The organism is Pseudomonas sp. B14-6 (genome assembly GCF_013260315.1).
GTDB classification, from domain to species: Bacteria; Pseudomonadota; Gammaproteobacteria; order Pseudomonadales; family Pseudomonadaceae; genus Aquipseudomonas; species Aquipseudomonas mandelii.
The window spans coordinates 5,374,693-5,398,044 of the sequence record NZ_CP053929.1 but is presented as its reverse complement, the minus strand read 5'-3'; the positions used below and the strand labels follow the sequence as shown (position 1 = coordinate 5,398,044).

Genomic DNA, 23,352 nt, shown 5'->3' with positions numbered 1-23,352 from the left:
GAACTACGGGCAAAACATTAAAACAATATTGTGTCGGCATGACCCCTTATGTACGTTACTGCTATGATAAAGGGATCTCTCTCGTCGACTTCAACGACGAGCATATGAATGAACTCTCATACACGCTCGCAGCTGAAAAATTAGAAAACGGCAGCCCGAAGAAACAAAACGATTATGTAAACTCCATCCTCAGCAACATTATCGTCTTTCTGTCATGGATTCAACTTCATGGCAACCCGACCAATCATAGGAATCTAGTAGGATTTAAAGCTGACTCGCCGAATATTTGCGTAGTCGAAAAAAAGAACAAATATGGAAAGTCATATTTGTATCACGACTCATTTTTAGAGGTCAGCTCTCCCCTCCACAAAAAAGATGCAATGCCCCGAAAATCTATTCAAGCCATCGAGGATCAGACCTTCTTAGAAAGCGACCCAGAGTTATATCCAAGTATTTATAAACATCGATACAATAACTCGGACAAAAAAACCTTAATACAACAAGCATACTTGTATCAAAGGCGCGTCATGATCATGTGGGCCTTTAAACGACTCGGGCTTAGGCCATCCGAACTTGCCGAGATGCCACTGGATGACAACCTGAATGTGGTAAACTCATTAATTCTATATATACCTACTAAAAAGTTGCGCACTGATTCAGTAGTATTACGGCCATTCAAGACTACAAATGATGGCGCCTTGACCGTCAAATATTATCTCGATGCACGCGAAGATTTTATTACTAGATACGGCGAAGCTACGAACAAAACGACCTCATCAACGTCCTTTTTCCTGACAGAAACCGGCCTTCCACTCAGCGCAGACTCAATGGCGAAAGACTTTGGCCGGGTGGCAAAACGAGCAGGATTAACAGATGTAAGGGTTTGCTTCTCGATGTTTCGCCACCGTTTCATAACCCTTGAAATACTAGAACATCTCAAGGAGTTATTCGGGAGCAACCGCCCAACCATGGATATGCTCACAGTACCGGTAGTTAAAAGCATAGAAAACAGGATTCGAAAAAAAACCGGACACAAATTAGGCGATTCAATCTGGCACTACTTCGATGATGCGTTTGAAGCCATAGATTTCTGGAAATCTGTGGACAGAGCCCTAGCTAATATGGAGCAAATAGGTGACGCGGAAGATAAACTTCAAAGATTGAAATATGATCAAAGGAAGGCTTACGGGAATCAAGCGCTACGCAGTAAAGAGCTTACTGACATTGAGAAGGACATGGCCGCCATCCGCGCGAAGATGAATATCTTTGATTGACCGTCCTTTCACCTTCGAGTCTGCCCATGTGAGCGCTATGCGTCTTGATTGGTGGACGATCTCGCGTATTTGATATCGTTTACTGTGCAAGACACCGCAGCACCCACAGCTAAGCCCAAAACGGCTTGGGCGATGTAGCCGTGCAGGTACGACTTCATATCGGCGTTCAAAAACCAATCTGGCAAGGACAGAGCTGCTTCACTGATAAAGGATCCCCCAACAAAGAACATCGCTATTGTCCCTATCCAGGACAGCAATTTCATCAGCTTGGGTGCGACAGCAATAAGCCCTCCCCCTACGCTTCGTACCGCTTGCGCGAAGACGCCATGGGTGGTGACTTTCTTCATGCGCAACCCCAGGTCATCGATCCGGACAATGCCGGCGACCAGGCCGTAAACACCAAACGTGACCAACAGGGCGATCAGGCTCAGAGTAGCGACTTGCTGAAGGAAAGGCGCTTCAGATACAACATTCAACGTGATGACTACGATTTCAGCGCTCAACACGAAATCCGTAGTGATTGCGCCTTTGATCTTCTTGGCTTCATACCTCTTCGCCTCTTCTTCGCTGAGCACCTTCACCTTGCGCGCGCCATCCCCTTTGTCTTTGGGAGTGAGCTTCTCAATCAAAGACTCGATGCCCTCATAGCAGAGGTATATGCCACCGACGACCAGAAGCCCGTGCACGATCACTGGGGAGATGTAGTTCAACCCAAGCGCCAGAGGGACCAGGATAGCCTTGTTAACAAGCGATCCCTTGAGAACGGCCCACACTACCGGCAGTTCGCGATCAGCTTTGAGTTCAACGACCTTCTCCGCATTTACTGCCAGGTCATCGGTGAGGACGCTCGCCGTCTTCTTTGCCGCCACCTTGCTCATCACGGAGATGTCGTCCAGCAGCGTTGCTATGTCGTCAAATAATGCAAAAAAACTGCTCGCCATCAGTTAACTCCTTGGGCCCACTCCCTAGACATCAGTGGCGGCCGGACGTTCTGATCGGCAGTTGATAGACGATTTGCTAGCGAATGCAGGGGGCTAGTCAATTCGCCCAGACGCATACCATCGCAGCAAGTCCGATCACGCGATTATTCACTGCACCATGGTGATATCGTCACTGACTGCAAAAAAACTCCGCTTCAATTTTTACCGGGCTTCGATCTACCAACACTTCAAGATGACTAGAGATTAGTCGCTCACATCTGCAAAAAAATATTCGCTACAGATTGAAATATATTAAAAACTAATAAATCATGTTTACCTTGAATATTTTTGATGAAGATGAAATGGAAAAAACGGAAATTTACAGCATGGCCGAGAGCGGCGCATGGAACAGCGCGTATATGTCACACCATCAGAATGCATGGCACTACTATAGCGACTACGCCACCCTCACTAAGAGACTCACCAAATCCGAAAAACGGCACCAAAAAAAGGGAAATACCTGTGAGAGCCTCGTCTTTCACCTAACCTCTGATTTGCACCAAGCTTCATATCGTGCAGCTACGTCGACTCACCTCTACGCATGTCTAGCAATGGAAGGCTTCCTCAATTTTTATGGCGTGAGGAGGTTGGGTGAACCATATTACAAAGCAGAAATTGAAAGATTACCTATTGCTAAGAAACTTGAAAAAATATTCCTCACAGTGTTTGGAGAACCTCCAAGCGACCTATTGGCGAAAGGCGTACTTGAAACATTCCAGCTAAGAAATAATTTAGTACATCCAAAAACTCAAGAAATCACATCATCTAACATCGAAACCTTCATAGATCCTCACCCCCGCGATCATTACGTGAAAAAATCCATGAAAACTCTTAAAGACTTCGCTTTAGAGGTATGCGCAAATGATCCGGATCTTAGCTTGGATTTCTATTTCCCAAGGCAAGATTAATCCAGAGATCAATGGTAATGAATATCAAGCAGCTTGAGATAGATATTGATGAACACTTTCAGCTATTTGAGCGTGTTCCGCTCAGAGCTGCTTGGCAGAGGCGAGATGCAAAGGTTTGTTTGATTTGGACGGGAACGGTCTTGATAGCTCTTCTATGGGCCTTGGTAACTGTTCCTAATGTAATGCTTACTGATTTCATCCCTACTCTACTCCCGATATTGATAATCACGATGATATGCGCGATTCACATGGGGGAAGTATCATCACAGGTGCGCGCAACGCGCCTCGGAGCAAGCCCTACCACCTCGCTTACCGAACGCTTGCACTTAAAGCAACAGTGGCTGTGCGCTCGTTATGAATGCACGCCAGAAAAGCTCTTAGACAAAGCACGGGAGATTAGACTCCTGTGGGAGGAGCGCGAGGAAATCCGGAACTTGGCTAGCGACGACACGATGGGGCCGCGCTTCGCTGCATTCGTAAGACTTCCCGACCCCGCGAGATTCATAGGGTTGTTGACTGCTATTGCCGCAATTTTTGCCACTGTCGTGACACTCGGAAGCAACATCGATTCATTTTTCGAGGCACTGCAAGACTGGAAAACGATAGTGGCCAACATTCTAATTTCGACCGTTTTGCTCGCCGAACTAATACTTCTATGGATTATGGTTACTGGGATGGTAGGTCAAATTGGACCTTCTATTTTGGAGCAGGCTGGACTATTACCTCTGAGTAGACGTCGAGTGTATCGCTATCTATTCACGATGCACATTGCGAGCGAGCCGATCACTCCGTTCGGGAAGAAGTTGCCACTATTTTTGAAAGCAGTATCACTATTATTTGTTCCTATTCCTACCCTATGGACGAAAGCCCGAGCCCGTGTGCTGAGTCAAATCTGATTTAAACCAGTGGGTAATGAGAAGCAAAGCCCCGCGTCGACCACACGACTCAGGCCTTCAAAACATCGCCCTGTAAGTCTTCTGCTTCAGGGCTCCTGGCCGACGTAAATCCTAAAACCACAAATTCTCCTCGGATCTACTCATGATGGTTAAGCGCGCCCCCCAAGATGTTTCGCTTTCGAGCACAGTCACCGTCGCCGATTACCGAGCTTTCAAACGGGCAAAGGACAAGGAAAGCATTGCTGATTTTGTGTACCAACGATTTCAGGAGCGTTATCTCAAGCCCTTTGAGTCTAAGGAGCATAAGCACGGCTTTGCGATGATGGCATGTGCGTGCCTCATGATCGAAACGTTAGAGGCTTTCTGGACTGGCTCCGCAAAGTCTGGTCTCAGCGGAGTTGCTTTCAGCCACTTCTTCGACCGTGTTGATCATTTTTCATCGCTGCGAGAACACGGCAGACTCTTCTACAAGCACGTCCGTTGCGGAATCATGCATCAGGGTGAAACCACCGGGGGGTGGCGAATTCGAAGAGATACTTCTCAACTGTTTGACGCGGAAAACTTGGTGATTGATGCCACACGATTTCTATCTGCGCTCGAAGCTTCTCTTCGCGATTACTGTGATCTTCTAAGACGGTCACCTTGGGAAAGCGACGTGTGGGGACGTCTAAACCTGAAAATGAGACATGTCTGTTTGGGCACTCTCGTCCCGCCCGAGTATCTGGATGCACCAGTTTTGGTACCGTGAGGCCACCCCAATTACGTCGCCGGCAAATGCTGCTCCGACCGAACACGGTGGCTGGGATGGCGGCTATTTCGCGTACACCTCTGCGCTCGCCGCATTGCGTGCCTCCATTTCAGAACGAAGTTCAGCAATTAAATTTGCAATCGCTCGGCTGGAGGTTAATTGACTGGTCACCACCCCTGTGACTAACAGATCAACGCGGCCCGACGTCGGATCAAATACCTTGATCATCAATGAGCCATCCGGATTGACCGAGCATGTGCAAGAGAGGGGTTGGAAGCCACATTCAATAATGTGGCGAAGCTCAAGTGTGGAAATCATGACTTGCGTCCCTAGGGTCAGCTGAATGGAAATCTTACCTATGAACCTTAGCAGGTGATCTCAATGGGTTGCTTGGAACCACATCACATTGGACTGCTTTCGATGGCCGCTAAGCGTGAAGCAGATTTAGGAAGGCTGCATCCGAAGCTCTAATGGAGGAATCGAGAAGCGGGGCCACTCAAACCCTGCCATCCATCACCCTGATGCCCTTCCTAACCAGCGGAGACTAAACTCGTACGAGCAAAGCCTGGAGGCTCAGATGACACGAAAAAAACCAGCGATCAACCCAGAAGAGCCGAGAGTAGAACAAGCTATGGAACCGCTGGTAGAGGTTCGTTCTTGCTCTCCTAGGAAGCGTAAGAAGCTTTCCCTTGAGATCCTGATAGCGGAAACACCCGAGAACAGTCGAGACGAAGCTTGGGAAAAAATGGCATCGGTGGGGCTGGAGATTTGAAGCAGCCGATATGCCAGCCGACTGATACATCATCATTCTAGTCGCGCGACCTGGCCAACACGCGTGCCGCCGTGCCGAAGGCAAGAATCCTTAGCTGTGAAAGGTGGTTCAGAATTCATCGGTGTAGTAGCCCCATTCACTAACCAAATCGTCTAAAGCGGCCGAGATTCTGGATTCAGCCATCAGCTCCGCAGGCGTGTAACTCAACGCCACCGCGACCGCCATAGCAAACTCATTCAGATCTCCTGGCTCGAATGGCCAGACTTGAAGTTTCATCACCGACGCGTCACTGGGACTGTATTTATCGACAACCTCTACCGTGCCCTCCAAAAGCAGATAATTCGTGAGCGATATAGCCATGGTTTTTTGAGGGTAGTCCGCCAACAGCGTGCGCGAATCCAAAAACGTGTCGCCAGCTTCGGCTAATGCGCAATGGCTGAAAACACGGACGAACAACGACCTCAACCTCGGCGAGGATACGAGACTTCGCACATACCGCAAATCTACAGGACCTTGGCTGAAATCCCATTCCAGTTCGCGGCGCAAATGATCCTGTAGATTTGGATGATCCGCCATCACCACAGTTGGAGCAGTAATCAGTTCCATAAAGTCACACGCCAACCCCATGTTCCAACCGATTCAGAAAAGTGAAAATCGTCTGACACCCCTCTTCCGTCGCCAGCATTCCGCAAGGTCGCCGACCAGCAAAAGCGGTGCGTTCTTGCTGTACCCAAAGCACTGCGCCTTCTCCGAAAAATGACAAAATCAAGTTCACGGCCTCGACGTAGCTGGCGATGTAGTTTTCGTCGCTCTTAAGGTTTTCATCCCGAGCTATCTGATGCGGCCCCGAATGGTGGCCACATCGCGCTTGGAGCCAACCATCAATACATATCGCCCCACCTGGCATCCCGCACATCTCACAAACACTACCTGATACCGACTCCGCGATCTCGAAAGCGGCACCGATGCTCTCGTCCCCTCCGCGATGGTAGATCCTGAGCTGACCAAACTTCTCTTTCGCCTGGGTGACCTTTACGTCGAGCGCCTTCAGCTCAGCATGTTGCTGGGTTAGCCGAAGAGTCGCTTCGATGAGATTCGCCCACCCGTCATTGCATTCAAAACCGAATGTAGACTGTCCGCAGTAGTCCTGCGTGAAGAGCAGAGATCGGTAGTGGGTGACGAGGTGCATTTCGATGGAATTATTCATTACCCTTTGACCGCTTTGACCACAACGGGTCTCGGTTCTGCCCGAGCAATGCCGATGGATAAACCTGTCCATCCATCAATTCGTAACAGACCCGCTCGTCCACTTCCTGAATCTCCCGAATTGGCTCCATCAGCCATTTATCCTTTTGGTTTAGCCAAGGGGGCGATACGAGCTGAACCTCATGAATGAACTGCCCGGGCGTATCTCTTGAGGCCAAATCCAAGAGGAATTGCACCTTCGAAATCATGAACTGTTGCTGCGAAGAACCCTCCGCCCCCGCTGTTTCATAGGTGACAAAAAACCACTCGTCATTCGACGTTTGCGAGATGTACTTCCAGCGGCGTGCGCCTTCCTCAAGCACGAAGAAAGGATTTTGCACACGTGCTTGCTCGTGAGTTTCGAACATACTGATTCTCCAGATAACTCATTGCGTTAGGCGACTCACCTTCACCGCCACACCCCGCTATGAATGCAAATCGAGCGGGTATCGTGACGGCGAGCAACCGGCGCATTAGCAACTTTTTGGCCCAAGACCGTGATCCGCCTCCCTATGAGGTTTTCAGAAAGACGGCTACTTGAGCGCTTGTGAGCCGCTGGTTTGAAATTTAGGTTAAAACTACCAAAATGGTAGCCTTTAGAAAAGCAACAATCGACCCAGGGCGCTACTGATTTAGGAGAAAACACTATGACCAGTAGCGCGATAGCAATCCGGCTCAAGGACGCGCGACACCGTACCCACGTATCTCAGGTAGAGCTGGTCATATGCATTCGGCCTTGATGCCTACCTCCGCAAGCACGCGCGTGAATCGATAGAAGCTTGGTAAGCCTGTGCCGGCCCCAGAGCTGATTGAACGGGCCGCCTCTACCCGAATGCCACGCCTCTGCGTATGACTTGGCATAGCGGGCTCTCTATTCCTATCGCTCCAACCTGAGCGGGAAACCTGCCACAGTTCGCCGTTAATAGCGGGTGAGTTTCATCGCACGCCGCGTGACCGTCTTTTGGTCTTCAAAGGGGTGGAGTACAGGTGTAATTCATGCATCTTACTGTACAAAACCTGTACAAATCCGAGTTGCACGTATAGGTTTCTGTGCCACACTTTAGATAGTGAGATCAAATCAGCAAACGGCTTATACCCCATCTTCAAAAAAATTGAGCACCACGATGATTTCCGAATACGATTTTAGATTCCAAGCACACGTACTTCTTGTCGAACTTGATGCCGCAACGAACCAACTGATGATGCTGGTTGTTGCTGGAGAACTCTCTGGAAGTCGTTGGGATGAAGCGTTCGCACGACAAAGCTCTGCGTACTCGGCATGGGCTAGCGTCGCGGGGGGTGTCCAGATAGACCCTATGCCAGCTCTTGATGGTCGACCTGCCAACGGGCCGTCTAATTCATAGATGTCATTAAATGGATGTAAATGGGTGCCTAAATGGTTTGAGGCGCTTTCCGGGTCATCAATTTCATACGCGACCACCCTACAGTGCTAAATGGCTAACGACTGGGTGAGGGCATCCCGAATCAAACGAATGTTTCCCGCTGCCGCGCATATCGCTGGCCTTGCCCTTGATCACGATCGTATCCGATGGGCCGGACACATCGGCCGTGTCCACCGCGTAACGACCCATGCGCACCAAGGACGTTTCGGGATAACCCATGTAGATTTCGATAGAGCTGCCGCGCCGAGGTAACACCACCCGGCCGTCTCGGTCATCGATACGAAACTCAAATTCGTCGGAGTCCATCCCGGCTTGTCCGAGGTGCGCAGCAACAACAACCGATCATTGATCTTGGTCCTAACATCCGCATCGTCGGCAACGATTCGAAAAGTCGGAATTATGGATTTCATCCAAAAAATACCCGCACAAGGCGGGCGGAAAAACATAAGGCCGTTACGCGTGACGCAACGCGTCGCCGGCAACGATCGAGGTCAATCCCACAAGCTCGTTAACGTGTGATATTGAATGCTTTGCGGGCTTTGAAGTGATCTTTCATTATGAAATACGCAATCCCCATTCCAGCTCCCACCAATATTATTAATGAAACCATGATCGAGTGAGTTGCGCGCAAGATAGCTATGAATATTGGACTCATCAAAAGGGAAAAAGCGAATCCAAGCATTATTACCCACGCGACAGCTAGTCCCTTACCTTTGGAAACGACTTCACCGTCTTCAAGCTGAGCTGAGTACAAAACATGCACACCCTGGAGTCGACGGACGAACGCGAGCTTAACCGTTCGCCCTACCACCAAAAATGAACGCATGTAGTCATCACAAATGACATCTTTTACGCGAACTCCGTTTATTTTTACAAACGAGATAATCCTTTGCCCATCAATATAAGAGCCGAAGCCGATTTCTTGAATGACGCCGTCTAGTATTACAAGTGCCATATAACACGCCACCTTTGTGAAAGACATTATTTTACGGATATTAAATATTCTTCGAGTAAACGATCTTCCCATTGGCATCTTTTAAATCAATGCGCTGTGGGCCGATCAATACAAACCGCTGAGGACCGAACTGTCCGGCGAAACGCTCTCGCTCCACGGACTTCACGTAGCCGTAGATGTCGATTTTCAAGCTTTCTCTTGTAGCTTCTAAGGTATGAGCAAGTGCTTCATCTGGAACATCTAGCAGTAACTCTGAACCACCTTGAAAGCCAAGGTAGTAAGAATTTGGGCCAGGATTTATGTAGCAGCGAAGCTTGGGAGCCCGCGCCATAGAAGTAGAGTTGCGCTTCTCTTCGTCGGAATACTCCAACTTATCCGAAAACAAACAGTTATCTATCCGAAAACCTTTCGCTTGCTGATCATAGTTGCTCAGTGAAATTGGCGTCCAATCATCAGAGCTTAATTTTACCAAATTGTACTGCTTTGATTTTTCGGCCTCCTCTCCAACCAATAGGCCTATCGCTGTTGTCAGATCTTTCTTCTTAAACGAGTCCTGCTCAGAAAGTCGTTGTGACGCCAACCGATAAAGCTCGGGATTTGCTTTCCGGAGATTGAACGCATCAGCGATGGAGTCGGCAATATCCTCGGGCGACTCGTCCCAATCGCGTTTCGCGTTGTACAGATTGAATGTCGTCATTGGTTGCTTTGCGTCAAGATAGGCATTTGGCTCTCCTACCCCCGGATCTTGGAATACGACCACGCGTGGAGCGTTTTCTTGAGCGAGTTGTTGCAAGACCGCTTGGTCAGACGCCTTCGCGTCAACCGCCGCAGGGTTTGCAGAAGCCTTAGAGTTTTCAGCTCTAGGCGGCTCACTTTCTCCCCCACATCCTGCTAACAACATGCAGCCGGCAGGTATTGCGAGCGCAAGCAGCCTGCGCCCTAGCAGCGAATATTGGCCAAGGACCATGGATTGTATCCCTATAAAATTTCCAGAATGACGGCCAATTGAGCGCTTCTGAGCCACTGATTTGCCATCGCCGGCCAAAGCTACCAAATCGGTAGTATTTAGAAAAGCAGCAAATTGCACCATGGCGCTACTGATTTACTAGACGACGTCATGACGAGTAGCACGCTATCCATTAGGCTTAAATATGCGCGGTTGCGTGCCAACCTCTCGCAGGAAGAGCTGGGCATACGCATTGGCCTTGAGCCTGCTTCGGCGAGTACGCGTATGAATCGCTACGAGCTTGGCAAACGCGTTCCAGCCCCTGAGTTGATAGAACGAGTCGCAGTTGAACTGAATCTGCCCGCAGCTTACTTCTACGCCTACCGTCATGATGAAGCGGAGCTGCTTGAGCGTTACTATCGGCTTAGCGAGTCTGGGAAGGAGCGGTTGATGGCTTATCTCAATAAACTTGAATAATCCCTGCCTCAATCACTTTCCGAAAAGATCCAGCAGGGGCGCTCAAGACTGCATACCTGCGTGCTGGTTGAGAGGCCATCGAAGGATGGCTGCGCGGCTGTAACGTCTTCGATGCAAGTACCGCTGGCGCTAATTAGGCTAAAGCTGAGACAGCAATTGTCGAGAAGCCCACGTTAAGGGGGCTGACCGGACAATACGCTCTGTCCAGGTTCGGTTTGGAAGGCCCATGCGAAACAGATGATGCCCGCGGGATGCCGTCGATATCGTCCGGGCCTAGGTTACCGGTTGATGCCAAAGCAACATTCGCGGGACTGTCGCATAACGCACCCAACGCCATTTCTCGGCAACCCTCGCAGCGGGTCAGGTTGAATGTCTCAATGGTATTGGGACTGACATTTAATAAGCGCTGTTTGGCCTCAGGCCAATAAACCATATAACCCCTTTAGATCAGTTCGCCACTGCCTGCGACTTCAGACAGCAGCGCGACGATCTTGCCCACCGTGCACGACTTAGCAGTCGTCAATCATGATGCGTGATCGCGAAGGTAAGATGCAGTGAGGTCAGCATTGGACATACCCACATCTCCGCAAGCGAAGAAATGACCATGGTGGCTTGGACTGATTCGGATTCATGTGCGGTAGTCCGCACCTGCCACAGCCTCCATGTAGGCTTTATCGGCCTCAATTCGCAGGTCACGCCACTCCTGCCAAGTCACGATACCCAGTCGGTCCATTTCATCAGCCTGACGCAAGAGTTTGTCATGGTAGGCATCCGGACAGTCCGTCCGCATCGAGCAGTCGTCCAGCGCTCGGTGCCAGCGATCATAGGCGCGAAGCTTGGCTTCCTGGTCGGGAGAGAAAAGGCTTTTACAGGTGTTCATGGCGATGATCTCTTCGACATGGTTTGCCAGTTGAACCTGCTAATTTCGAGACAGTTCAGGGAAGCCGACCAGAGGACAGACCGAAGCCTTGGAGAATCGCTTTTTATGCGGAAAGGACGGCATTACAGGAAAACCAAAACAGGTAATTTTTTTTGGAATTTTTCATCAGCGGATTGCTCCTTTGCATATGAGCAAAAGGAGGGCCTCATGAGTCGCACTGATCTGTACGTCATTGAATACCGGCTTCATGGTAAGCCGAAATCGTTTGTTATTCGCTCGCCAAAAATGCGGAACGCGGATGCTTGGCATTGGGCATGTTGCGACGCGGACCTGGCACCTATTCCCAAACCTGGGAAGGCACCACTCAGGGTGTTCAGCAAGCCCATGGCTGAAAGGTTCGGCGTGACGGATGTGAGATGGCGCGAGACCACCAAAGTGGATTGGACGGAGGCCGTTACAACATGAATCAGGAGACGCCGCCGGTGGTATCGCAGGGCGATGATGAACTGGCTCGTAACGCGGCCTCTTTTTCGAAGCAGACCGGCTGGAGGCGTACGCCTACAGCCTACTTGAGGACGATTCGACGAGTGCCATTTCCTGGGAGCGTTTTACTGAAGCTAAGGCTCTGGCCGATGCTAAACGTACGGAAGCGCAGCAGGATCCGCTGCGCATTCACGGGCAACTTATAAACTCCACTTTATCCTGAACAGTCGCATGATGCGTTGGTAGCTAACCGTCCAGTATCGTGAAGATGCCGTCTCCAGCACCTCTATATAATCGCTCTATAATTCCCTATAAATTCTGCTTGCGGCGCCACCCATCCCTGATTGCCTGACTATCAATTCTCCTGAACGTTCAGGCATAAAAATCGAGGCTACTGGGAGCCACCGCAGTCATTCCAGGCCGATTTCGGACCAGAAAAAAGGCCCTACAGGGCCTTCGGTCATAGTCGCGTTCTTTACTTCTTGAGCCACGACTCGACGGTCGCAGACCCATGCTCAGATTTCCACTGCTTCAAAATCTTGTGGTTACCACCTTTTGTTTCAACGCGCTCACCCGTTTTTGGATGTTCATAGATTTTCACCTCGCGCGCTCTCCGAGTCCCAGCTTTCGGAGCATCAGCGGCAGTGCCAGCGCCAGCACCCCGACGTGCGCTTTTTGGGTCCAAAAGGTTAACGACGTCCTTGAGACTGAAGCCATATTTCGCAAGTAAATCGCGAAGCTTCGTTTCAAATTCAATTTCTTTTTTCAGTCCGGCGTCACCCTTCAATGCTTCAAGGGCCTCTAACTGCTCGGCCAAATGTTTTTCTAACTGACGATATTCTGCAAGTTTGGACATGTAATGCTCCTCAGGTCGAATGGTCACTGCTAGTCAAGTTTGCTTTCGCGCGACGTGAAAGCTGGTCCAGCCAAGTGGTAAAGGTAATCTAGCAGATCTTGCGCGGCTCATTACTGCATCTATCCTGAGCACCGCCCGATACCGGAGACTGCGCTCTGAACAAACAAAGGCAAAATGGAAACCAGCAAGTCGTTTTCAGTTGATGTTATGTAAATGACTGTGGCGAGATTGGAAAATTCCCATCCGACCATTCTATGCGAGCGAACCGCTTGACTGGTTTCGGCCATTGCCCTTGACGATCTACAGCTTTTTCACTGCTTTGCTTGGTACTCAAAAATGCATCAATAATGTTTTGACGGGCCCTGTCGCAGCTGCTGGTTGAAACGAGAATTGAAGGCGATGCGAGCAAAGTAGTTAAACAGATTCAATCGAAACCAGTTCGAAGTACTTAAACTTGCGCTTCTTCGCTTCCGCTTTCGCTTCCTGCTCAGCAATGAGGCTACTCAGCGTGCTTGCCTCGTAAACAAACATCTCAGCTTTGCCCTCAAATTCCGCCGTTACACGAAGCGTCACCTTCAATTTCGGAGAGCGAGAAGTCGGAGCCGGCCGGGCTTTCGAGACATGCTGTTGATCTGAAGTAACTCGCAAATCAGGAGCTTCCGGTACGGCATCATTGTTCGTCGTGCCGAAAAGCGCTTGGCGCATTTCTTCTTCGCTCAGATTCTCGTTCATGCAGGTGTCTCGTGTGCTCTTGTTGGTTGATCAGTATTGAATGGCTAAGAACTCAGTATCGACCGCAGCGCTTCAGGAGCAACAGATGGATCGGATTCATTGGGCGAATTCTAACTTAATCGCTGCTGCGACGTGAGCGATGGTCACAGTTCGCTTCGTAGTATCGATAGCCTTGATCGTTCCATCGGCGGTGGCGACTTGAGCCTGCGTTGTTTCCTGCTTCATCTGCATACCGTCCATACCGTCCATACCGTCCACTTTCATGCCCGGCATGTCCTCTGCTTGCGCTGAAATTGACAGTGCAATAATAGTGCTGGTAAATGCAATCAGGGTCAGCTTCATACGACTTTTCCTTGAGGGTTGATGGGTTCAACTCTGAGGTGCCGTCGCCGCATCAGGCGATAGGCCGCCGGGATGACAAACAGGGACAGCAAGGGCGCCGTGATCATGCCGCCAACCATGGGCGCAGCGATGCGGCTCATCACTTCGCTGCCGGTACCGCTGCCCAACAAGATGGGTAACAGGCCAGCAATGATGACGGCCACGGTCATGGCCTTGGGTCGAACACGCTGCACGGCGCCTTCACGAATCGCCGAAACCAGACCGCGCTCAGTGCTGTCGCCGAGGTCTTCACGTTCGGCCCAGGCATTTTTCAGGTAGAGCAGCATGATCACACCGAACTCGGCTGACACACCGGCCAAGGCGATGAAGCCGACCCCGGTGGCGACCGACAGATTGAATCCCAACAGATAGAGGAACCATGCCCCACCCGTGAGAGCGAATGGCAGCGTGGCCATGATCAACAAGGCCTCATCAAAGCGGGCGAACGTCAGATAGAGCAACACGAAGATGATCAACAGCGTGGCAGGCACCACCAGTTTGAGTCGTGCGTTGGCCCGTTCCAGAAACTCGAATTGCCCTGAATAACTCAGGCTCATGCCGGGCTGCAACTTGACCTGCTCGTTGACGACCCGGCGTAGATCGGCGACTACCGAGGCAATGTCCCGGCCACGCACGTCGATGTAAACCCAACCAGAGGGTCGTGCGTTCTCGCTTTTGAGCATCGGCGGGCCGTCGCTGACCTTGACCTTCGCCACAGTGCCGAGGGTGATCTGGCTCCCTAACGGGGTGTAGATCGGCAATTGCTCCAAGGCGCCGAGCGAGTCACGCCACTCCCGTGGGTAACGCACATTGATCGGGAAACGAGCGAGCCCTTCAATGGTCTCCCCGACGTTCTCACCGCCGATAGCACCGGCCACGATGGATTGCACATCGGCGATATTCAGTCCGTAGCGGGCGGCGGCTTTGCGGTCGATATCCACGTCGATATAGCGGCCACCGGTCAGCCGCTCGGCCAGAGCCGAACTGACACCGGGTACGCCCTTGGCCACTCGCTCGACCGCCTGAGTCGCGGCATCAATCTCCGCCAGGTTGGTGCCGGCAACTTTCACCCCAATAGGACTCTTGATCCCCGTAGCCAGCATGTCGATTCGGTTGCGAATCGGTGGTATCCAGATATTGGTCAGCCCAGGAACTCGCACCACTCGATCCAGCTCTTCCACCAACTTTTCCTGGGTCATGCCTGGGCGCCATTGCTCGTGCGGCTTGAACTGGATGGTGGTTTCGAACATCTCCAGCGGTGCGGGGTCGGTGGCGGTTTCAGCGCGCCCCGCTTTACCGAAGACGTGTTCGACCTCAGGCACAGTCTTGATCAGACGGTCAGTCTGTTGCAGCAGTTGCGCCGCTTTCTGTGCCGACAGCCCTGGCAGAGCGGAAGGCATATAGAGCAGGTCGCCTTCGTCCAACGGGGGAGAAACTCGCCACCCAAGCGAGACATTGGCCATAGCGCACTGGCAAAAACCACTAGCGCCACCAGCAGCGTGATCTTTGGTCGACGCAAGACTGCATCCAGGGCTGGCTGATAGATCCGAATCAACCACCGGTTCAACGGGTTCTGATGTTCACTGGGAATTCGTCCTCGAATCCAGTAGCCCATCAGCACCGGCACCAAGGTCACTGACAATCCCGCCGCTGCGGCCATGGCGTAGGTCTTGGTGAAAGCCAAAGGGCCGAACAACCGTCCTTCCTGAGCTTCCAGCGTGAACACCGGAATGAACGACAGGGTGATGATCAACAGACAGAAGAACAGCGCCGGGCCTACCTCTGCCGCTGCTTCGGTCATTACATGCCAATGACGTTCACCCCTCAGTTCTTCCCCCGGATTGGCCGCGTGCCAAGCCTCAATCTTCTTGTGGGCGTTCTCGATCATCACCACGGCGGCATCGACCATGGCGCCGATGGCGATGGCTATCCCGCCCAAGGACATGATGTTGGCGTTGATGCCCTGGTAGCGCATGACGATGAAGGCAATCAGCACCCCCACCGGCAGCGAAATGATCGCCACCAGGGATGAGCGCAGGTGCCAGAGGAAGATCCCACACACCAACGCGACGACGATGAACTCTTCGATGAGCTTGTGGCTGAGATTTTCCACCGCGCGGTCGATCAGCTTGCTGCGGTCGTAGGTGGTGACGATTTCCACCCCGGCCGGCAGACTGCTTTTCAGTTCGTCGAGCTTGGTCTTGACCGCCGCAATGGTCTCGCGAGCATTCTTGCCGCTGCGCAAAATCACTACGCCGCCGACAGTCTCGCCTTCGCCGTCGAGTTCAGTAATGCCACGCCGCATTTCCGGTCCCAACTGAATCGTGGCGACATCGCCAAGGGTTACCGGCACTCCTCCCGAAGCCAGCTTGAGCGGGATCGCCCGAAAGTCATTGAGCGTCTTAAGGTAACCGGAAGCACGCACGATAAACTCGGTCTCTGCCATCTCCAGCACCGCGCCACCAGTTTCCTGATTGGCCTTGCCGATAGCTTCGGTCACCTCAGCCTGAGTGATACCGAGGCTGGCTAGTTTGAGGGGATCAAGCTGGACCTGGTACTGCTTGACCATGCCACCCACGGTGGCCACTTCCGCAACGTTGGGCAGGGTCTTGAGTTCGAACTTGAGGAACCAGTCCTGAAGTGCGCGAAGCTGTGCCAAATCGTGTCCGCCACTGCGATCCACCAGTGCGTACTGATAGATCCAACCTACGCCCGTGGCATCCGGTCCCAACGCCGGTTTGGCGCTGGCCGGCAACCGACTTTGTATCTGGCTTAAGTATTCCAACACCCGCGAGCGCGCCCAGTACAGGTCAGTCCCGTCTTCGAACAGCACATAAACGAAGCTGTCGCCGAAGAAGGAATAGCCACGCACGGTCTTGGCTCCCGGTACTGAGAGCATGGTGGTGGCCAACGGATAGGTCACCTGGTTCTCGACAATCTGCGGCGCTTGTCCCGGATAAGGGGTGCGGATGATCACCTGGACATCCGAGAGATCTGGCAGCGCATCGATGGGCGTGCTCTGCACCGACCAAATGCCCCAAGCCGTGACAAACAGCGTCGCCAGCAGCACCAGGAATCGGTTGGCCACTGACCAACGAATCAGGGCAGCGATCATGGTTGGCTCCCCGATTTATCCAGGCGCTCAACACGCAAACCATCATCGGTCTGACTCACCGCAATCCGAACCTTATCGCCCGTTTTGAGGCCCTGCATCAGCGCCGGACTAGCGAGTGGGAACGTCATCGTCATACCAGGCATGCCCAGCGTCTTGAAGGGACCATGGGCAAGCGTGACTTCTTTGTCGTTGATCTCAAAGATCTGCCCATCCGCTTCATGAAAGCTGGAGGCTGCTGCGCTGGGCGGTGACTCTTCCTCCGAGCTTGCAACAATGCCCTTTAGACTGGCCTCCGAGTCGAGCAAGAACTGGCCAGAGGTAACCACCTTCTGGCCTTCTTCCAGACCTTTCAATATCGCCGTCTTGCCATCGCTTTCCTGCCCGAGTTGCACTTCAACAGGGCGGTAGCGACCCGCGTCTGCGGCGAGCATCACCAGAGCACGTCGGCCCGTGCGAATCACCGCTTCGCTCGGCACCCACAACACACTTTGCTCGGTCGAGCGGTTCAGGCGTACCTGCGCCGTCAAACCCGGTCTGAGGCGCCCGTCCGGATTGGGTAGTTCCACCCGCACGCGAAGGGTGCGGCTGTCTGGATTGGTCTCGGGCAGAATCGCACTGACCTTGCCATTGAGCATTGTCCCTGGAAAAGCTGGCAGACGCGCTTCGACTGCCTGTCCCACGGTGATCGATCCGGCATCCGATTCTGGTACGGCCACCGCGAGCCAGACACTACTCAAGCCATTGACGCGTGCCAGGGTGTCGCCGGTCGCCACGGTCATCCCCGTGCGTACGCTCAACTCTTGCAGCACACCGGCAATGGGACTGGTAAGAGTCAGGTACGGCAGAACCTTACCGCCGCGCTCTACCTGAGTAATCAGTGTTGCCGGCATCCCTGTGAGCCGCAGTCGTTGTCGGGCCGCAGCCAACAAGTCAGCATCTCCATAGCGCCTCAGCGCAAGAAACTCTGTCTGGGCAGCCGCCCATTCCGGCACCAGAATATCCGCCAATGCCGCATTGGCTTTGAGCACATCGCCTGGAGCATGTGCGTAGACCCGCTCCACAAAGCCAGCGGTGCGTGCCTGAATCACAGCGACATCACGTTCGTTGAACACCAAGACACCTGTCACGTCGAGGCTGGAATCAAAGATCCCACGGGTGACTGTCGCAAAACGCAGGCCGAGATTTTGGGTCAGACTTGGATCGATGCTGACAGTCGCTTGGTCCCCTGCGCCGCTGGCGTACTGCGGGACCAGTTGCATGTCCATGAAGGGTGACTTACCCGGCTTATCGAACTTTTGCTGCGGGTACATGGGGTCGTACCAATAGAGCGCTTTGCGTTCGCCCGTTGAATTGAGGCTCTGCTCCGAGGCGGTATTGGGTACTCCGCTCATGCGTTGATGTGCGAACCAGTAACCACCCACAACACCTAATGCCATCGAGATGCCAACCAGCAATGCCCCGTTCCCTTTTTTAAGTCTCATTGGCTGGACTCCCCATAAGCAAAATACAGCCGCGCACTGGTCAGCGCTCGCTGCTCTTCCACGTCGATCTGTTTGAGGCGGGCCTCTATGAGTTCACGTCGGGCGGCAACAACGGCGTTTAAATCGCCTTTGCCCGAGCGATAACTTGCCATGCTGAGTTCGACCTTTTCCTTGGCCAGCGGCAACAGGCTTTCCTGGTTGCGGCGCACAGCACGATTCAGGCGCTCATAGTCAGCCAGTTCGTTTTCCAGTTGCTGGGTGTGCTCGCGAGACAGGGCTTCGCGCTCGGCCTCAAGCTGACTGAGTTCAGCCTGTTTGGCTGCAATTTTGGGGTTTTGGCGCGAGTCAGGAAACAGCGGCAGGTCCCAGGAAAATTGCACGCTGACCATATCGCCAAACTCACGGCCACGGCGCTGGTAATCCAGTTCCCAGCTCCAGTCTGACTGCTTCTCCGACACCGCTTCATTAACTTTGGCTTGCGCTTGACGGGTCATCGGCGCAAACGCGACCAACTCGGGATGGTGTTGCAGTTTATGGGAGTAGCTTGAGGTCTCGACAGGCCATTCAGGCAAGCTGCCCACAAGCTTGTCGTTGGCGGCGGAACCAATCCAGCGTTTGAGGGCCGCTCGGGCCTGTGCTTTTTGGAGAATTAGATCGTCCTGTTGCTCCGCCAGTTGAACCGCTTCCTGCTTGGGTGTCACCGCATCAGCGGGTTGAGCGCGACCACCGGCAATCTGGGCCCGGACGATATCGGTCAGCAGACGATTTTCTTTGTAGAAGTCCTGGAACAGCGCATCTTTGCGCTCAACCGAGTAGCTGCTGATCCAGGCCAAAGCCGTGGACTGGCGTACCTTCAGAAGTTCGACTCGACGCTCCGCAGCAGCGCGATCAACGGCAGCATCAGCGACCTCAATCCGCGCTTTTCGCTTGTCGCTGTTTGGCATCTCCTGCCTGACCCCGACCATTTGCATGGTCATAAAGTCCTGGTCGATGCTCCAGCGATCCGGACCGCCAATGGGGAAGTTCTGAACACCAAGTAGCAGTTTGGTGTCAGGTAGCTCACCAGCTGGAATAGCCGCGCTGCTGGCAGCCTGAATTTTCGCGTCTTGTGCGGTCAGCGACGGCGCATTGTTTTCGGCCAGCCGCAACGCTTCATCGAGTGTCAATGCGGCAGCGAAGCTCGGCAATGCCAGTACGCTTGCCGCCAGACCGGCCACGAGGGACCAACCTGTGCAATAGCACTTGGAGTTCATGTTTATGATTCCTGTGATCATCCACTGCACGAGTCAAAAGACATGCACGCAGCTGGTCCATCCCGCCAATGCGGAATGAGGCTCAATGTAGGACAGGAATCAAACGCGAGGCGGTCGCCATACCCCGGACGGGGTCTGTACGGGTAGGGAATTGCTGAAGAAGGAAATCACTACGGGGCTAAATACGGTTACAGGAGGCTTGAAGATCGAGACTTGCAGCATGCCGCCTGTCTTGCATTCCTGGCCCGGCTTACAAGGTTTGCCGTGCTCGGAAGGGCTTTTCATGTCGGTGCAGCAGTCCATCGCCATGTCGTCCATCATCGCCATACCCATCGTTTTCATGGGGCAAGGTTCTGTCGGTGCCTGAACGCCCGCCATCCCACTGAGGGGAAGCGCCAAGCTAATCATGAAGATGATGCAAAACCGCAGATAGCGTTTCATGGGCTGGAGTGTAGTCGCTGCAAATGGCTCTTACAATCGGATGAAGTCGACCCCAATGGCCGAGTGATGCGATAAAACACAGCCTGAATTAAGCCAATATTACCGACCTTAAACAAAAGTATCTGACATGCAGTTTCTGGATCTGCAATTTGTTCAAAACAGATCTAGGCGCCACTCAAGCCAATCCAGCCGTGACGCAGGACTTCACCTGAACGGTTGCGTCAATTGGTTATCTCAGCTGCCATTGCATAAGGACAGTGCTGACAGCCAAACCGAATGTAAGGACTCCAATTCCAAGGGTAACCACGATAAGCTGAGCACGTTTCCACAAGGCTAATCTCCCGTTTCGACTACTCAACGAATGGTGAGTACAACCATGCGAGCAATTACCAAGCCAGTTGGTAGGATCAGGTATAGACATTACGACATTGCGACGAAACGCCCTCTTCGGGGACGGTAGACTCATATTGCTTAATGCCCCCCCAAAAAAGCGGGGGACTTTCCCTACATACGCTGCTGAGTTGCCGAAGCTGGTGCTGGTGCTGGTGCTGGTGCTGGTGCTGGTGCTGGTGCTGGCATTGGAGTTATGGCTTACTTTTTCCGTCAACTGTCCTTCACAAAGGGCGGCTTTGGGTCGATTACAGGCTTTCGTGGAAGGCAACAATCAGACAAAAAAGGTTTCGTTGTCTCCAAAAACCAAGAGTGAATTCAGCCAGCCCACCCATCAGTAACAGATATGATCGCACTGGCCGGATTCTTCAAATTTGCGAGATCTTGGAATGCCGCAACTACGCAAAGACAATCACTACGTACCAAAGCTCTACCTGAAACAATGGGCGAACAACGGCAAAACCCCTACTTATCGCTTGCTAGTACAGAATGAAAACGTTCCCCTCTGGAGGGAGCAATCCCTGAAAGGAATCGCCTACCACCAACATCTCTACACCTACTTGGCAGGCCAAGAAGAGACGGATGAGTTCGAACGTTGGCTCGACAGTGAATTTGAAAATCCTGCTGAAGAAGCCATCCGCCGAGTTGTCCGTGAAGAGCGCCTTTTACCTGAACACTGGAGACGGCTTGTACGTTTCGCGGCTGCCTTAGATGTCCGCACTCCCGCTCGCCTTAGGCAGTTCATTCGTAACCAGAACGAGACATTGGAAGCGTTGATGGATGAGACCATGCAACGTTCAGTCCGCGATATGGAAGAGGCAGTTGGAAGGAACGAGCGGCTTGCATGTGGCTCAGAGGATGACGATGCTCTCTCCCTCTTCAAGATATCTATCGAGCCTCTACAGGACGGCGGCGGACAGGTAAAAGCGGAGACCATCATCGGCAGACGGATGTGGATATGGCAAATGAGGCATTTGTTAACAAAAACTTTAGGTCGTGTACCGGCACACAAATGGACAATTTTGCATGCTCCGCCTGGCATGTCATGGCCGACATCAGACAACCCACTAATACGTCTTAATTTCCAAGACTCAGAAAACTATGACTTTGGTGGCGGTTGGGGAGTCAAGAACGGAGACATACTCCTGCCTTTGAGCCCGAAACACCTCCTTCACACGTCCATCGGTAACCGAGCATGGCGCCGAGGTACGACACCTGATCTTAAGACCTATGGGCTGATACGAAAGATCATAATCGAGCACGCTGATCGATATGTCTTCGCTCAAGCCCCCGGTGATATCCACTTGATTAGACCCAGACTGGTTTGCCCGAAGACCTATGCAAATGAACTGGAGACCTGGCAGAACTGGCATCGCTCTCAGTGCCAAGCCGAAATAGAGCTAAAGCGATAAATTGTCACTCTGGGATGTGAGCTGGCAATAATGTACTCATCTCAAATTTGCGACGATGGTCAGTTGTGGAGTCGCTGTATAACTAGCGACTTTCAACCCCACTACCATTGAAGCCAGCGCGGTCCGAGCAGCGCACCGATAACGGTTGGTATCAACATGCCAAGCAAGTACCAGACGCCCCAGAACGGGACTTCCATTTCAGGGCAATGCAGGCAATAAGCAATGGTAGCCATCGCCCCTGAAAGCAGTCCGCCGCAGGCGCCGGCCAGTCTCAGGCGAGTGGGTGCCAACCCGCGCAGCGCCCAAAAGACAGCAATGAACCCCGGAATCGAAAGCAAGGTGATGTTCAGCGTACACATGCGCCAGGTTTTACCGAAGATCATCGAAGCACGCACGTCCGGGGCTGCTGTCATCAGGACATAGAGGGCGCCGGCCCAAACCGCTGCAACCGCAGTAATGACCAGCAGTTGTCCGGCGCCAGGCGTAAGTCCGGGCCTCGCGAGGCGCACAACCTGGCTCAACGCGCCGACCATCAGGCACAGGGGTAAGGCAATCTTCGCCCAGAAAATCGGAGTTGCCGCCACTGCGGCCAGATCCGGACGTGCGCCGAACATGACCATCACCAGCAAGAAGGCCGTTATCAGGCCGACCAGCACCGCGACGCCGAAACGCTTGGCGAGCGCATGCCGGTCGACCGGTGTAACACCGGTCGCCAGCATGGAAATAAGATCGTCAGTTTTCATCGTGTACCTCTAATCCTCTCGGCCAACGCCTTAAGCCCGCGATGGATGCCAATCTTTACCGCGGACTCCGAAAGCCCGGTCATTTGCGCGGACTCGGCGACCGACAAGCCTTCAAGCTTCACCTGCTGAATCGGCAAACGCTGCCGGTCAGGCAGTTGCTCTAGTAACTTGCCGAGGTCGCGATGGGCCTGCTCCGGCTCTAGATGAGGCTCGGCAAACAGCTCCGCCACATCGTCGAGCGAGTCATTGAGCACTTCATTGCGCGACCTGCCACGAAAAAAATCCGTGAGTTTGTAGCGGGTGATGGCAAACACCCAGGCCGTCAGCGGTTGGTCCGCACGGTACGTTTGTCGACCGTTATGGACGGCCAGTAAAACCTCTTGCAGCAAATCCTCGACTTCACCCGGTTGTCGCTGAAGTCGGGTTCGAACAAAGCCGCGAATATGACCGCTCAGCTCCTTGAGGAAAGTGCCATAAGCCCGCTCGTCTCCACCCAGGCCCGCAAGGAACAAGGTCTGAAGATGAATTTCCCGGCTGCGCAATGCGTCGTTATGTGTAGTTCGTTCCATCGTCCACTCTGG

General features: G+C 52.7%; 24 protein-coding genes and 4 pseudogenes. 9 read left to right on the top strand and 19 right to left on the bottom strand.

Going from position 1 to position 23,352, the window contains the following annotated elements; translation table 11 throughout:
- The first annotated feature begins 104 nt into the window (after window positions 1-104).
- The gene (locus HP062_RS24620; protein WP_172792190.1) at window positions 105-1,274 is read left to right on the top strand and encodes a tyrosine-type recombinase/integrase; all 1,170 of its coding nucleotides are present in this window, start codon (window positions 105-107) and stop codon (window positions 1,272-1,274) included.
- A 35-nt stretch (window positions 1,275-1,309) separates the two neighbouring features.
- Here the strand turns inward: HP062_RS24620 and HP062_RS24615 are convergent, their stop codons facing one another.
- Window positions 1,310-2,215, bottom strand: a complete 906-nt coding sequence (locus HP062_RS24615; protein ID WP_172792189.1) for a DUF808 domain-containing protein — start codon at window positions 2,213-2,215, stop codon at window positions 1,310-1,312.
- A 308-nt stretch (window positions 2,216-2,523) separates the two neighbouring features.
- Here HP062_RS24615 and HP062_RS24610 point away from each other — a divergent pair, with 308 nt between their 5' ends.
- The 3 genes from HP062_RS24610 (at window position 2,524) to HP062_RS24600 (ending at window position 4,806) form a co-directional block, all read left to right on the top strand.
- Complete coding sequence (locus HP062_RS24610; protein WP_172792188.1) at window positions 2,524-3,162, top strand: hypothetical protein; 639 nt, start codon at window positions 2,524-2,526, stop codon at window positions 3,160-3,162.
- 17 nt (window positions 3,163-3,179) lie between these two features.
- On the top strand, window positions 3,180-4,058 hold the full coding sequence (locus HP062_RS24605; protein WP_172792187.1) for a hypothetical protein: 879 nt from the start codon (window positions 3,180-3,182) through the stop codon (window positions 4,056-4,058).
- 142 nt (window positions 4,059-4,200) lie between these two features.
- Window positions 4,201-4,806: a hypothetical protein gene (locus HP062_RS24600; protein ID WP_172792186.1), complete on the top strand. Its 606-nt coding sequence runs from the start codon at window positions 4,201-4,203 to the stop codon at window positions 4,804-4,806.
- A gap of 63 nt (window positions 4,807-4,869) precedes the next feature.
- On the opposite strand, the gene HP062_RS24595 is transcribed toward HP062_RS24600, so the two are convergent.
- Window positions 4,870-5,124 (bottom strand): DUF1652 domain-containing protein, encoded by a 255-nt coding sequence (locus HP062_RS24595; protein ID WP_172792185.1) that lies wholly within the window; start codon window positions 5,122-5,124, stop codon window positions 4,870-4,872.
- Between the two features lie 259 nt (window positions 5,125-5,383).
- Here HP062_RS24595 and HP062_RS24590 point away from each other — a divergent pair, with 259 nt between their 5' ends.
- Entirely contained in the window at window positions 5,384-5,578 is a 195-nt protein-coding gene (locus HP062_RS24590; protein WP_172792184.1) for a hypothetical protein, read from the top strand.
- 108 nt (window positions 5,579-5,686) lie between these two features.
- Here HP062_RS24590 and HP062_RS24585 read toward each other — a convergent pair whose 3' ends face one another.
- The 6 genes and pseudogenes from HP062_RS24585 to HP062_RS24560 all read right to left on the bottom strand — a co-directional run bounded on the left by HP062_RS24585 (window position 5,687) and on the right by HP062_RS24560 (window position 10,271).
- Window positions 5,687-6,184 (bottom strand): hypothetical protein, encoded by a 498-nt coding sequence (locus tag HP062_RS24585; RefSeq protein ID WP_172792183.1) that lies wholly within the window; start codon window positions 6,182-6,184, stop codon window positions 5,687-5,689.
- Between the two features lie 4 nt (window positions 6,185-6,188).
- Complete coding sequence (locus HP062_RS24580) at window positions 6,189-6,785, bottom strand: MbcA/ParS/Xre antitoxin family protein (protein WP_172792182.1); 597 nt, start codon at window positions 6,783-6,785, stop codon at window positions 6,189-6,191.
- The gene (locus HP062_RS24575) at window positions 6,778-7,191 is read right to left on the bottom strand and encodes a hypothetical protein (RefSeq protein WP_172792181.1); all 414 of its coding nucleotides are present in this window, start codon (window positions 7,189-7,191) and stop codon (window positions 6,778-6,780) included. Before HP062_RS24575 ends, HP062_RS24580 begins: the two co-directional genes overlap by 8 nt.
- A 1,128-nt stretch (window positions 7,192-8,319) precedes the next feature.
- A pseudogene (locus HP062_RS24570) lies at window positions 8,320-8,627 on the bottom strand (late control protein); the annotation flags it as partial.
- A gap of 107 nt (window positions 8,628-8,734) precedes the next feature.
- Window positions 8,735-9,181: a hypothetical protein gene (locus tag HP062_RS24565; protein ID WP_256665957.1), complete on the bottom strand. Its 447-nt coding sequence runs from the start codon at window positions 9,179-9,181 to the stop codon at window positions 8,735-8,737.
- Window positions 9,182-9,221: 40 nt separating this feature from the next.
- Window positions 9,222-10,271 (bottom strand): hypothetical protein, encoded by a 1,050-nt coding sequence (locus HP062_RS24560; RefSeq protein ID WP_256665956.1) that lies wholly within the window; start codon window positions 10,269-10,271, stop codon window positions 9,222-9,224.
- A gap of 27 nt (window positions 10,272-10,298) precedes the next feature.
- Between HP062_RS24560 and HP062_RS24555 the strand changes: the two genes are divergently transcribed.
- Window positions 10,299-10,604: a helix-turn-helix domain-containing protein gene (locus HP062_RS24555; protein WP_172792179.1), complete on the top strand. Its 306-nt coding sequence runs from the start codon at window positions 10,299-10,301 to the stop codon at window positions 10,602-10,604.
- A gap of 182 nt (window positions 10,605-10,786) precedes the next feature.
- On the opposite strand, the pseudogene HP062_RS24550 reads toward HP062_RS24555, so the two are convergent.
- Both HP062_RS24550 and HP062_RS24545 read right to left on the bottom strand, forming a co-directional pair.
- Window positions 10,787-11,127, bottom strand: a pseudogene (locus HP062_RS24550) (CinA family protein); the annotation flags it as partial.
- Between the two features lie 105 nt (window positions 11,128-11,232).
- Window positions 11,233-11,484, bottom strand: a complete 252-nt coding sequence (locus tag HP062_RS24545) for a hypothetical protein (RefSeq protein ID WP_172792178.1) — start codon at window positions 11,482-11,484, stop codon at window positions 11,233-11,235.
- A 207-nt stretch (window positions 11,485-11,691) separates the two neighbouring features.
- Here HP062_RS24545 and HP062_RS24540 point away from each other — a divergent pair, with 207 nt between their 5' ends.
- Window positions 11,692-11,949, top strand: a complete 258-nt coding sequence (locus HP062_RS24540; RefSeq protein WP_172792177.1) for a DUF6555 family protein — start codon at window positions 11,692-11,694, stop codon at window positions 11,947-11,949.
- A 493-nt stretch (window positions 11,950-12,442) separates the two neighbouring features.
- Here HP062_RS24540 and HP062_RS24535 read toward each other — a convergent pair whose 3' ends face one another.
- The 7 genes and pseudogenes from HP062_RS24535 to HP062_RS24505 form a co-directional block, all read right to left on the bottom strand.
- The gene (locus HP062_RS24535) at window positions 12,443-12,823 is read right to left on the bottom strand and encodes a histone-like nucleoid-structuring protein, MvaT/MvaU family (RefSeq protein WP_172792176.1); all 381 of its coding nucleotides are present in this window, start codon (window positions 12,821-12,823) and stop codon (window positions 12,443-12,445) included.
- 414 nt (window positions 12,824-13,237) lie between these two features.
- Window positions 13,238-13,555, bottom strand: a complete 318-nt coding sequence (locus HP062_RS24530; protein ID WP_172792175.1) for a hypothetical protein — start codon at window positions 13,553-13,555, stop codon at window positions 13,238-13,240.
- Between the two features lie 126 nt (window positions 13,556-13,681).
- Window positions 13,682-13,897, bottom strand: a pseudogene (locus tag HP062_RS24525) (heat-shock protein HtpX); the annotation flags it as partial.
- Window positions 13,894-17,051, bottom strand: a pseudogene (locus tag HP062_RS24520) (efflux RND transporter permease subunit). The pseudogenes HP062_RS24525 and HP062_RS24520, both read right to left, overlap by 4 nt.
- Window positions 17,048-18,532 (bottom strand): efflux RND transporter periplasmic adaptor subunit, encoded by a 1,485-nt coding sequence (locus tag HP062_RS24515; protein ID WP_172792174.1) that lies wholly within the window; start codon window positions 18,530-18,532, stop codon window positions 17,048-17,050. The pseudogene HP062_RS24520 and the gene HP062_RS24515 overlap by 4 nt, the downstream one beginning before the upstream one ends.
- Window positions 18,529-19,785, bottom strand: a complete 1,257-nt coding sequence (locus HP062_RS24510) for a TolC family protein (RefSeq protein WP_172792173.1) — start codon at window positions 19,783-19,785, stop codon at window positions 18,529-18,531. The genes HP062_RS24515 and HP062_RS24510 overlap by 4 nt, the downstream gene beginning before the upstream one ends.
- A 99-nt stretch (window positions 19,786-19,884) precedes the next feature.
- Window positions 19,885-20,226, bottom strand: a complete 342-nt coding sequence (locus tag HP062_RS24505) for a hypothetical protein (protein WP_172792172.1) — start codon at window positions 20,224-20,226, stop codon at window positions 19,885-19,887.
- Between the two features lie 467 nt (window positions 20,227-20,693).
- Between HP062_RS24505 and HP062_RS24500 the strand changes: the two genes are divergently transcribed.
- Complete coding sequence (locus HP062_RS24500) at window positions 20,694-20,957, top strand: hypothetical protein (RefSeq protein WP_172792171.1); 264 nt, start codon at window positions 20,694-20,696, stop codon at window positions 20,955-20,957.
- Window positions 20,958-21,005: 48 nt separating this feature from the next.
- Window positions 21,006-22,028, top strand: coding sequence for a DUF4238 domain-containing protein (locus HP062_RS24495; protein ID WP_172792170.1), 1,023 nt, complete (start codon window positions 21,006-21,008; stop codon window positions 22,026-22,028).
- A 101-nt stretch (window positions 22,029-22,129) separates the two neighbouring features.
- Here HP062_RS24495 and HP062_RS24490 read toward each other — a convergent pair whose 3' ends face one another.
- Together HP062_RS24490 and HP062_RS24485 are read right to left on the bottom strand one after the other, a co-directional pair.
- A complete protein-coding gene (locus tag HP062_RS24490; protein ID WP_172792169.1) occupies window positions 22,130-22,771 on the bottom strand; it encodes a DUF1109 domain-containing protein in 642 nt (213 codons plus the stop codon).
- Window positions 22,768-23,340 carry a sigma-70 family RNA polymerase sigma factor gene (locus HP062_RS24485; protein ID WP_172792168.1) on the bottom strand — a complete coding sequence of 191 codons (573 nt, stop codon included), beginning with the start codon at window positions 23,338-23,340 and terminating at the stop codon, window positions 22,768-22,770. The genes HP062_RS24490 and HP062_RS24485 overlap by 4 nt, the downstream gene beginning before the upstream one ends.
- Between the last annotated feature and the right edge of the window lie 12 nt (window positions 23,341-23,352).

What these genes read in the sequence shown, in the direction of transcription:
- HP062_RS24590 (WP_172792184.1), top strand. Translation starts at nt 5,384, where the DNA reads ATGACACGAAAAAAACCAGCGATCAACCCAGAAGAGCCGAGAGTAGAA.
- HP062_RS24515 (WP_172792174.1), bottom strand. Translation starts at nt 18,532, where the DNA reads ATGAGACTTAAAAAAGGGAACGGGGCATTGCTGGTTGGCATCTCGATG.
- HP062_RS24510 (WP_172792173.1), bottom strand. Translation starts at nt 19,785, where the DNA reads ATGAACTCCAAGTGCTATTGCACAGGTTGGTCCCTCGTGGCCGGTCTG.
- HP062_RS24565 (WP_256665957.1), bottom strand. Translation starts at nt 9,181, where the DNA reads ATGGCACTTGTAATACTAGACGGCGTCATTCAAGAAATCGGCTTCGGC.
- HP062_RS24530 (WP_172792175.1), bottom strand. Translation starts at nt 13,555, where the DNA reads ATGAACGAGAATCTGAGCGAAGAAGAAATGCGCCAAGCGCTTTTCGGC.
- HP062_RS24580 (WP_172792182.1), bottom strand. Translation starts at nt 6,785, where the DNA reads ATGAATAATTCCATCGAAATGCACCTCGTCACCCACTACCGATCTCTG.
- HP062_RS24490 (WP_172792169.1), bottom strand. Translation starts at nt 22,771, where the DNA reads ATGAAAACTGACGATCTTATTTCCATGCTGGCGACCGGTGTTACACCG.
- HP062_RS24620 (WP_172792190.1), top strand. Translation starts at nt 105, where the DNA reads ATGAATGAACTCTCATACACGCTCGCAGCTGAAAAATTAGAAAACGGC.
- HP062_RS24615 (WP_172792189.1), bottom strand. Translation starts at nt 2,215, where the DNA reads ATGGCGAGCAGTTTTTTTGCATTATTTGACGACATAGCAACGCTGCTG.
- HP062_RS24540 (WP_172792177.1), top strand. Translation starts at nt 11,692, where the DNA reads ATGAGTCGCACTGATCTGTACGTCATTGAATACCGGCTTCATGGTAAG.
- HP062_RS24585 (WP_172792183.1), bottom strand. Translation starts at nt 6,184, where the DNA reads ATGGAACTGATTACTGCTCCAACTGTGGTGATGGCGGATCATCCAAAT.
- HP062_RS24555 (WP_172792179.1), top strand. Translation starts at nt 10,299, where the DNA reads ATGACGAGTAGCACGCTATCCATTAGGCTTAAATATGCGCGGTTGCGT.
- HP062_RS24495 (WP_172792170.1), top strand. Translation starts at nt 21,006, where the DNA reads ATGCCGCAACTACGCAAAGACAATCACTACGTACCAAAGCTCTACCTG.
- HP062_RS24575 (WP_172792181.1), bottom strand. Translation starts at nt 7,191, where the DNA reads ATGTTCGAAACTCACGAGCAAGCACGTGTGCAAAATCCTTTCTTCGTG.
- HP062_RS24610 (WP_172792188.1), top strand. Translation starts at nt 2,524, where the DNA reads ATGTTTACCTTGAATATTTTTGATGAAGATGAAATGGAAAAAACGGAA.
- HP062_RS24600 (WP_172792186.1), top strand. Translation starts at nt 4,201, where the DNA reads ATGATGGTTAAGCGCGCCCCCCAAGATGTTTCGCTTTCGAGCACAGTC.
- HP062_RS24535 (WP_172792176.1), bottom strand. Translation starts at nt 12,823, where the DNA reads ATGTCCAAACTTGCAGAATATCGTCAGTTAGAAAAACATTTGGCCGAG.
- HP062_RS24560 (WP_256665956.1), bottom strand. Translation starts at nt 10,271, where the DNA reads ATGGTGCAATTTGCTGCTTTTCTAAATACTACCGATTTGGTAGCTTTG.
- HP062_RS24545 (WP_172792178.1), bottom strand. Translation starts at nt 11,484, where the DNA reads ATGAACACCTGTAAAAGCCTTTTCTCTCCCGACCAGGAAGCCAAGCTT.
- HP062_RS24485 (WP_172792168.1), bottom strand. Translation starts at nt 23,340, where the DNA reads ATGGAACGAACTACACATAACGACGCATTGCGCAGCCGGGAAATTCAT.
- HP062_RS24595 (WP_172792185.1), bottom strand. Translation starts at nt 5,124, where the DNA reads ATGATTTCCACACTTGAGCTTCGCCACATTATTGAATGTGGCTTCCAA.
- HP062_RS24605 (WP_172792187.1), top strand. Translation starts at nt 3,180, where the DNA reads ATGAATATCAAGCAGCTTGAGATAGATATTGATGAACACTTTCAGCTA.
- HP062_RS24505 (WP_172792172.1), bottom strand. Translation starts at nt 20,226, where the DNA reads ATGAAACGCTATCTGCGGTTTTGCATCATCTTCATGATTAGCTTGGCG.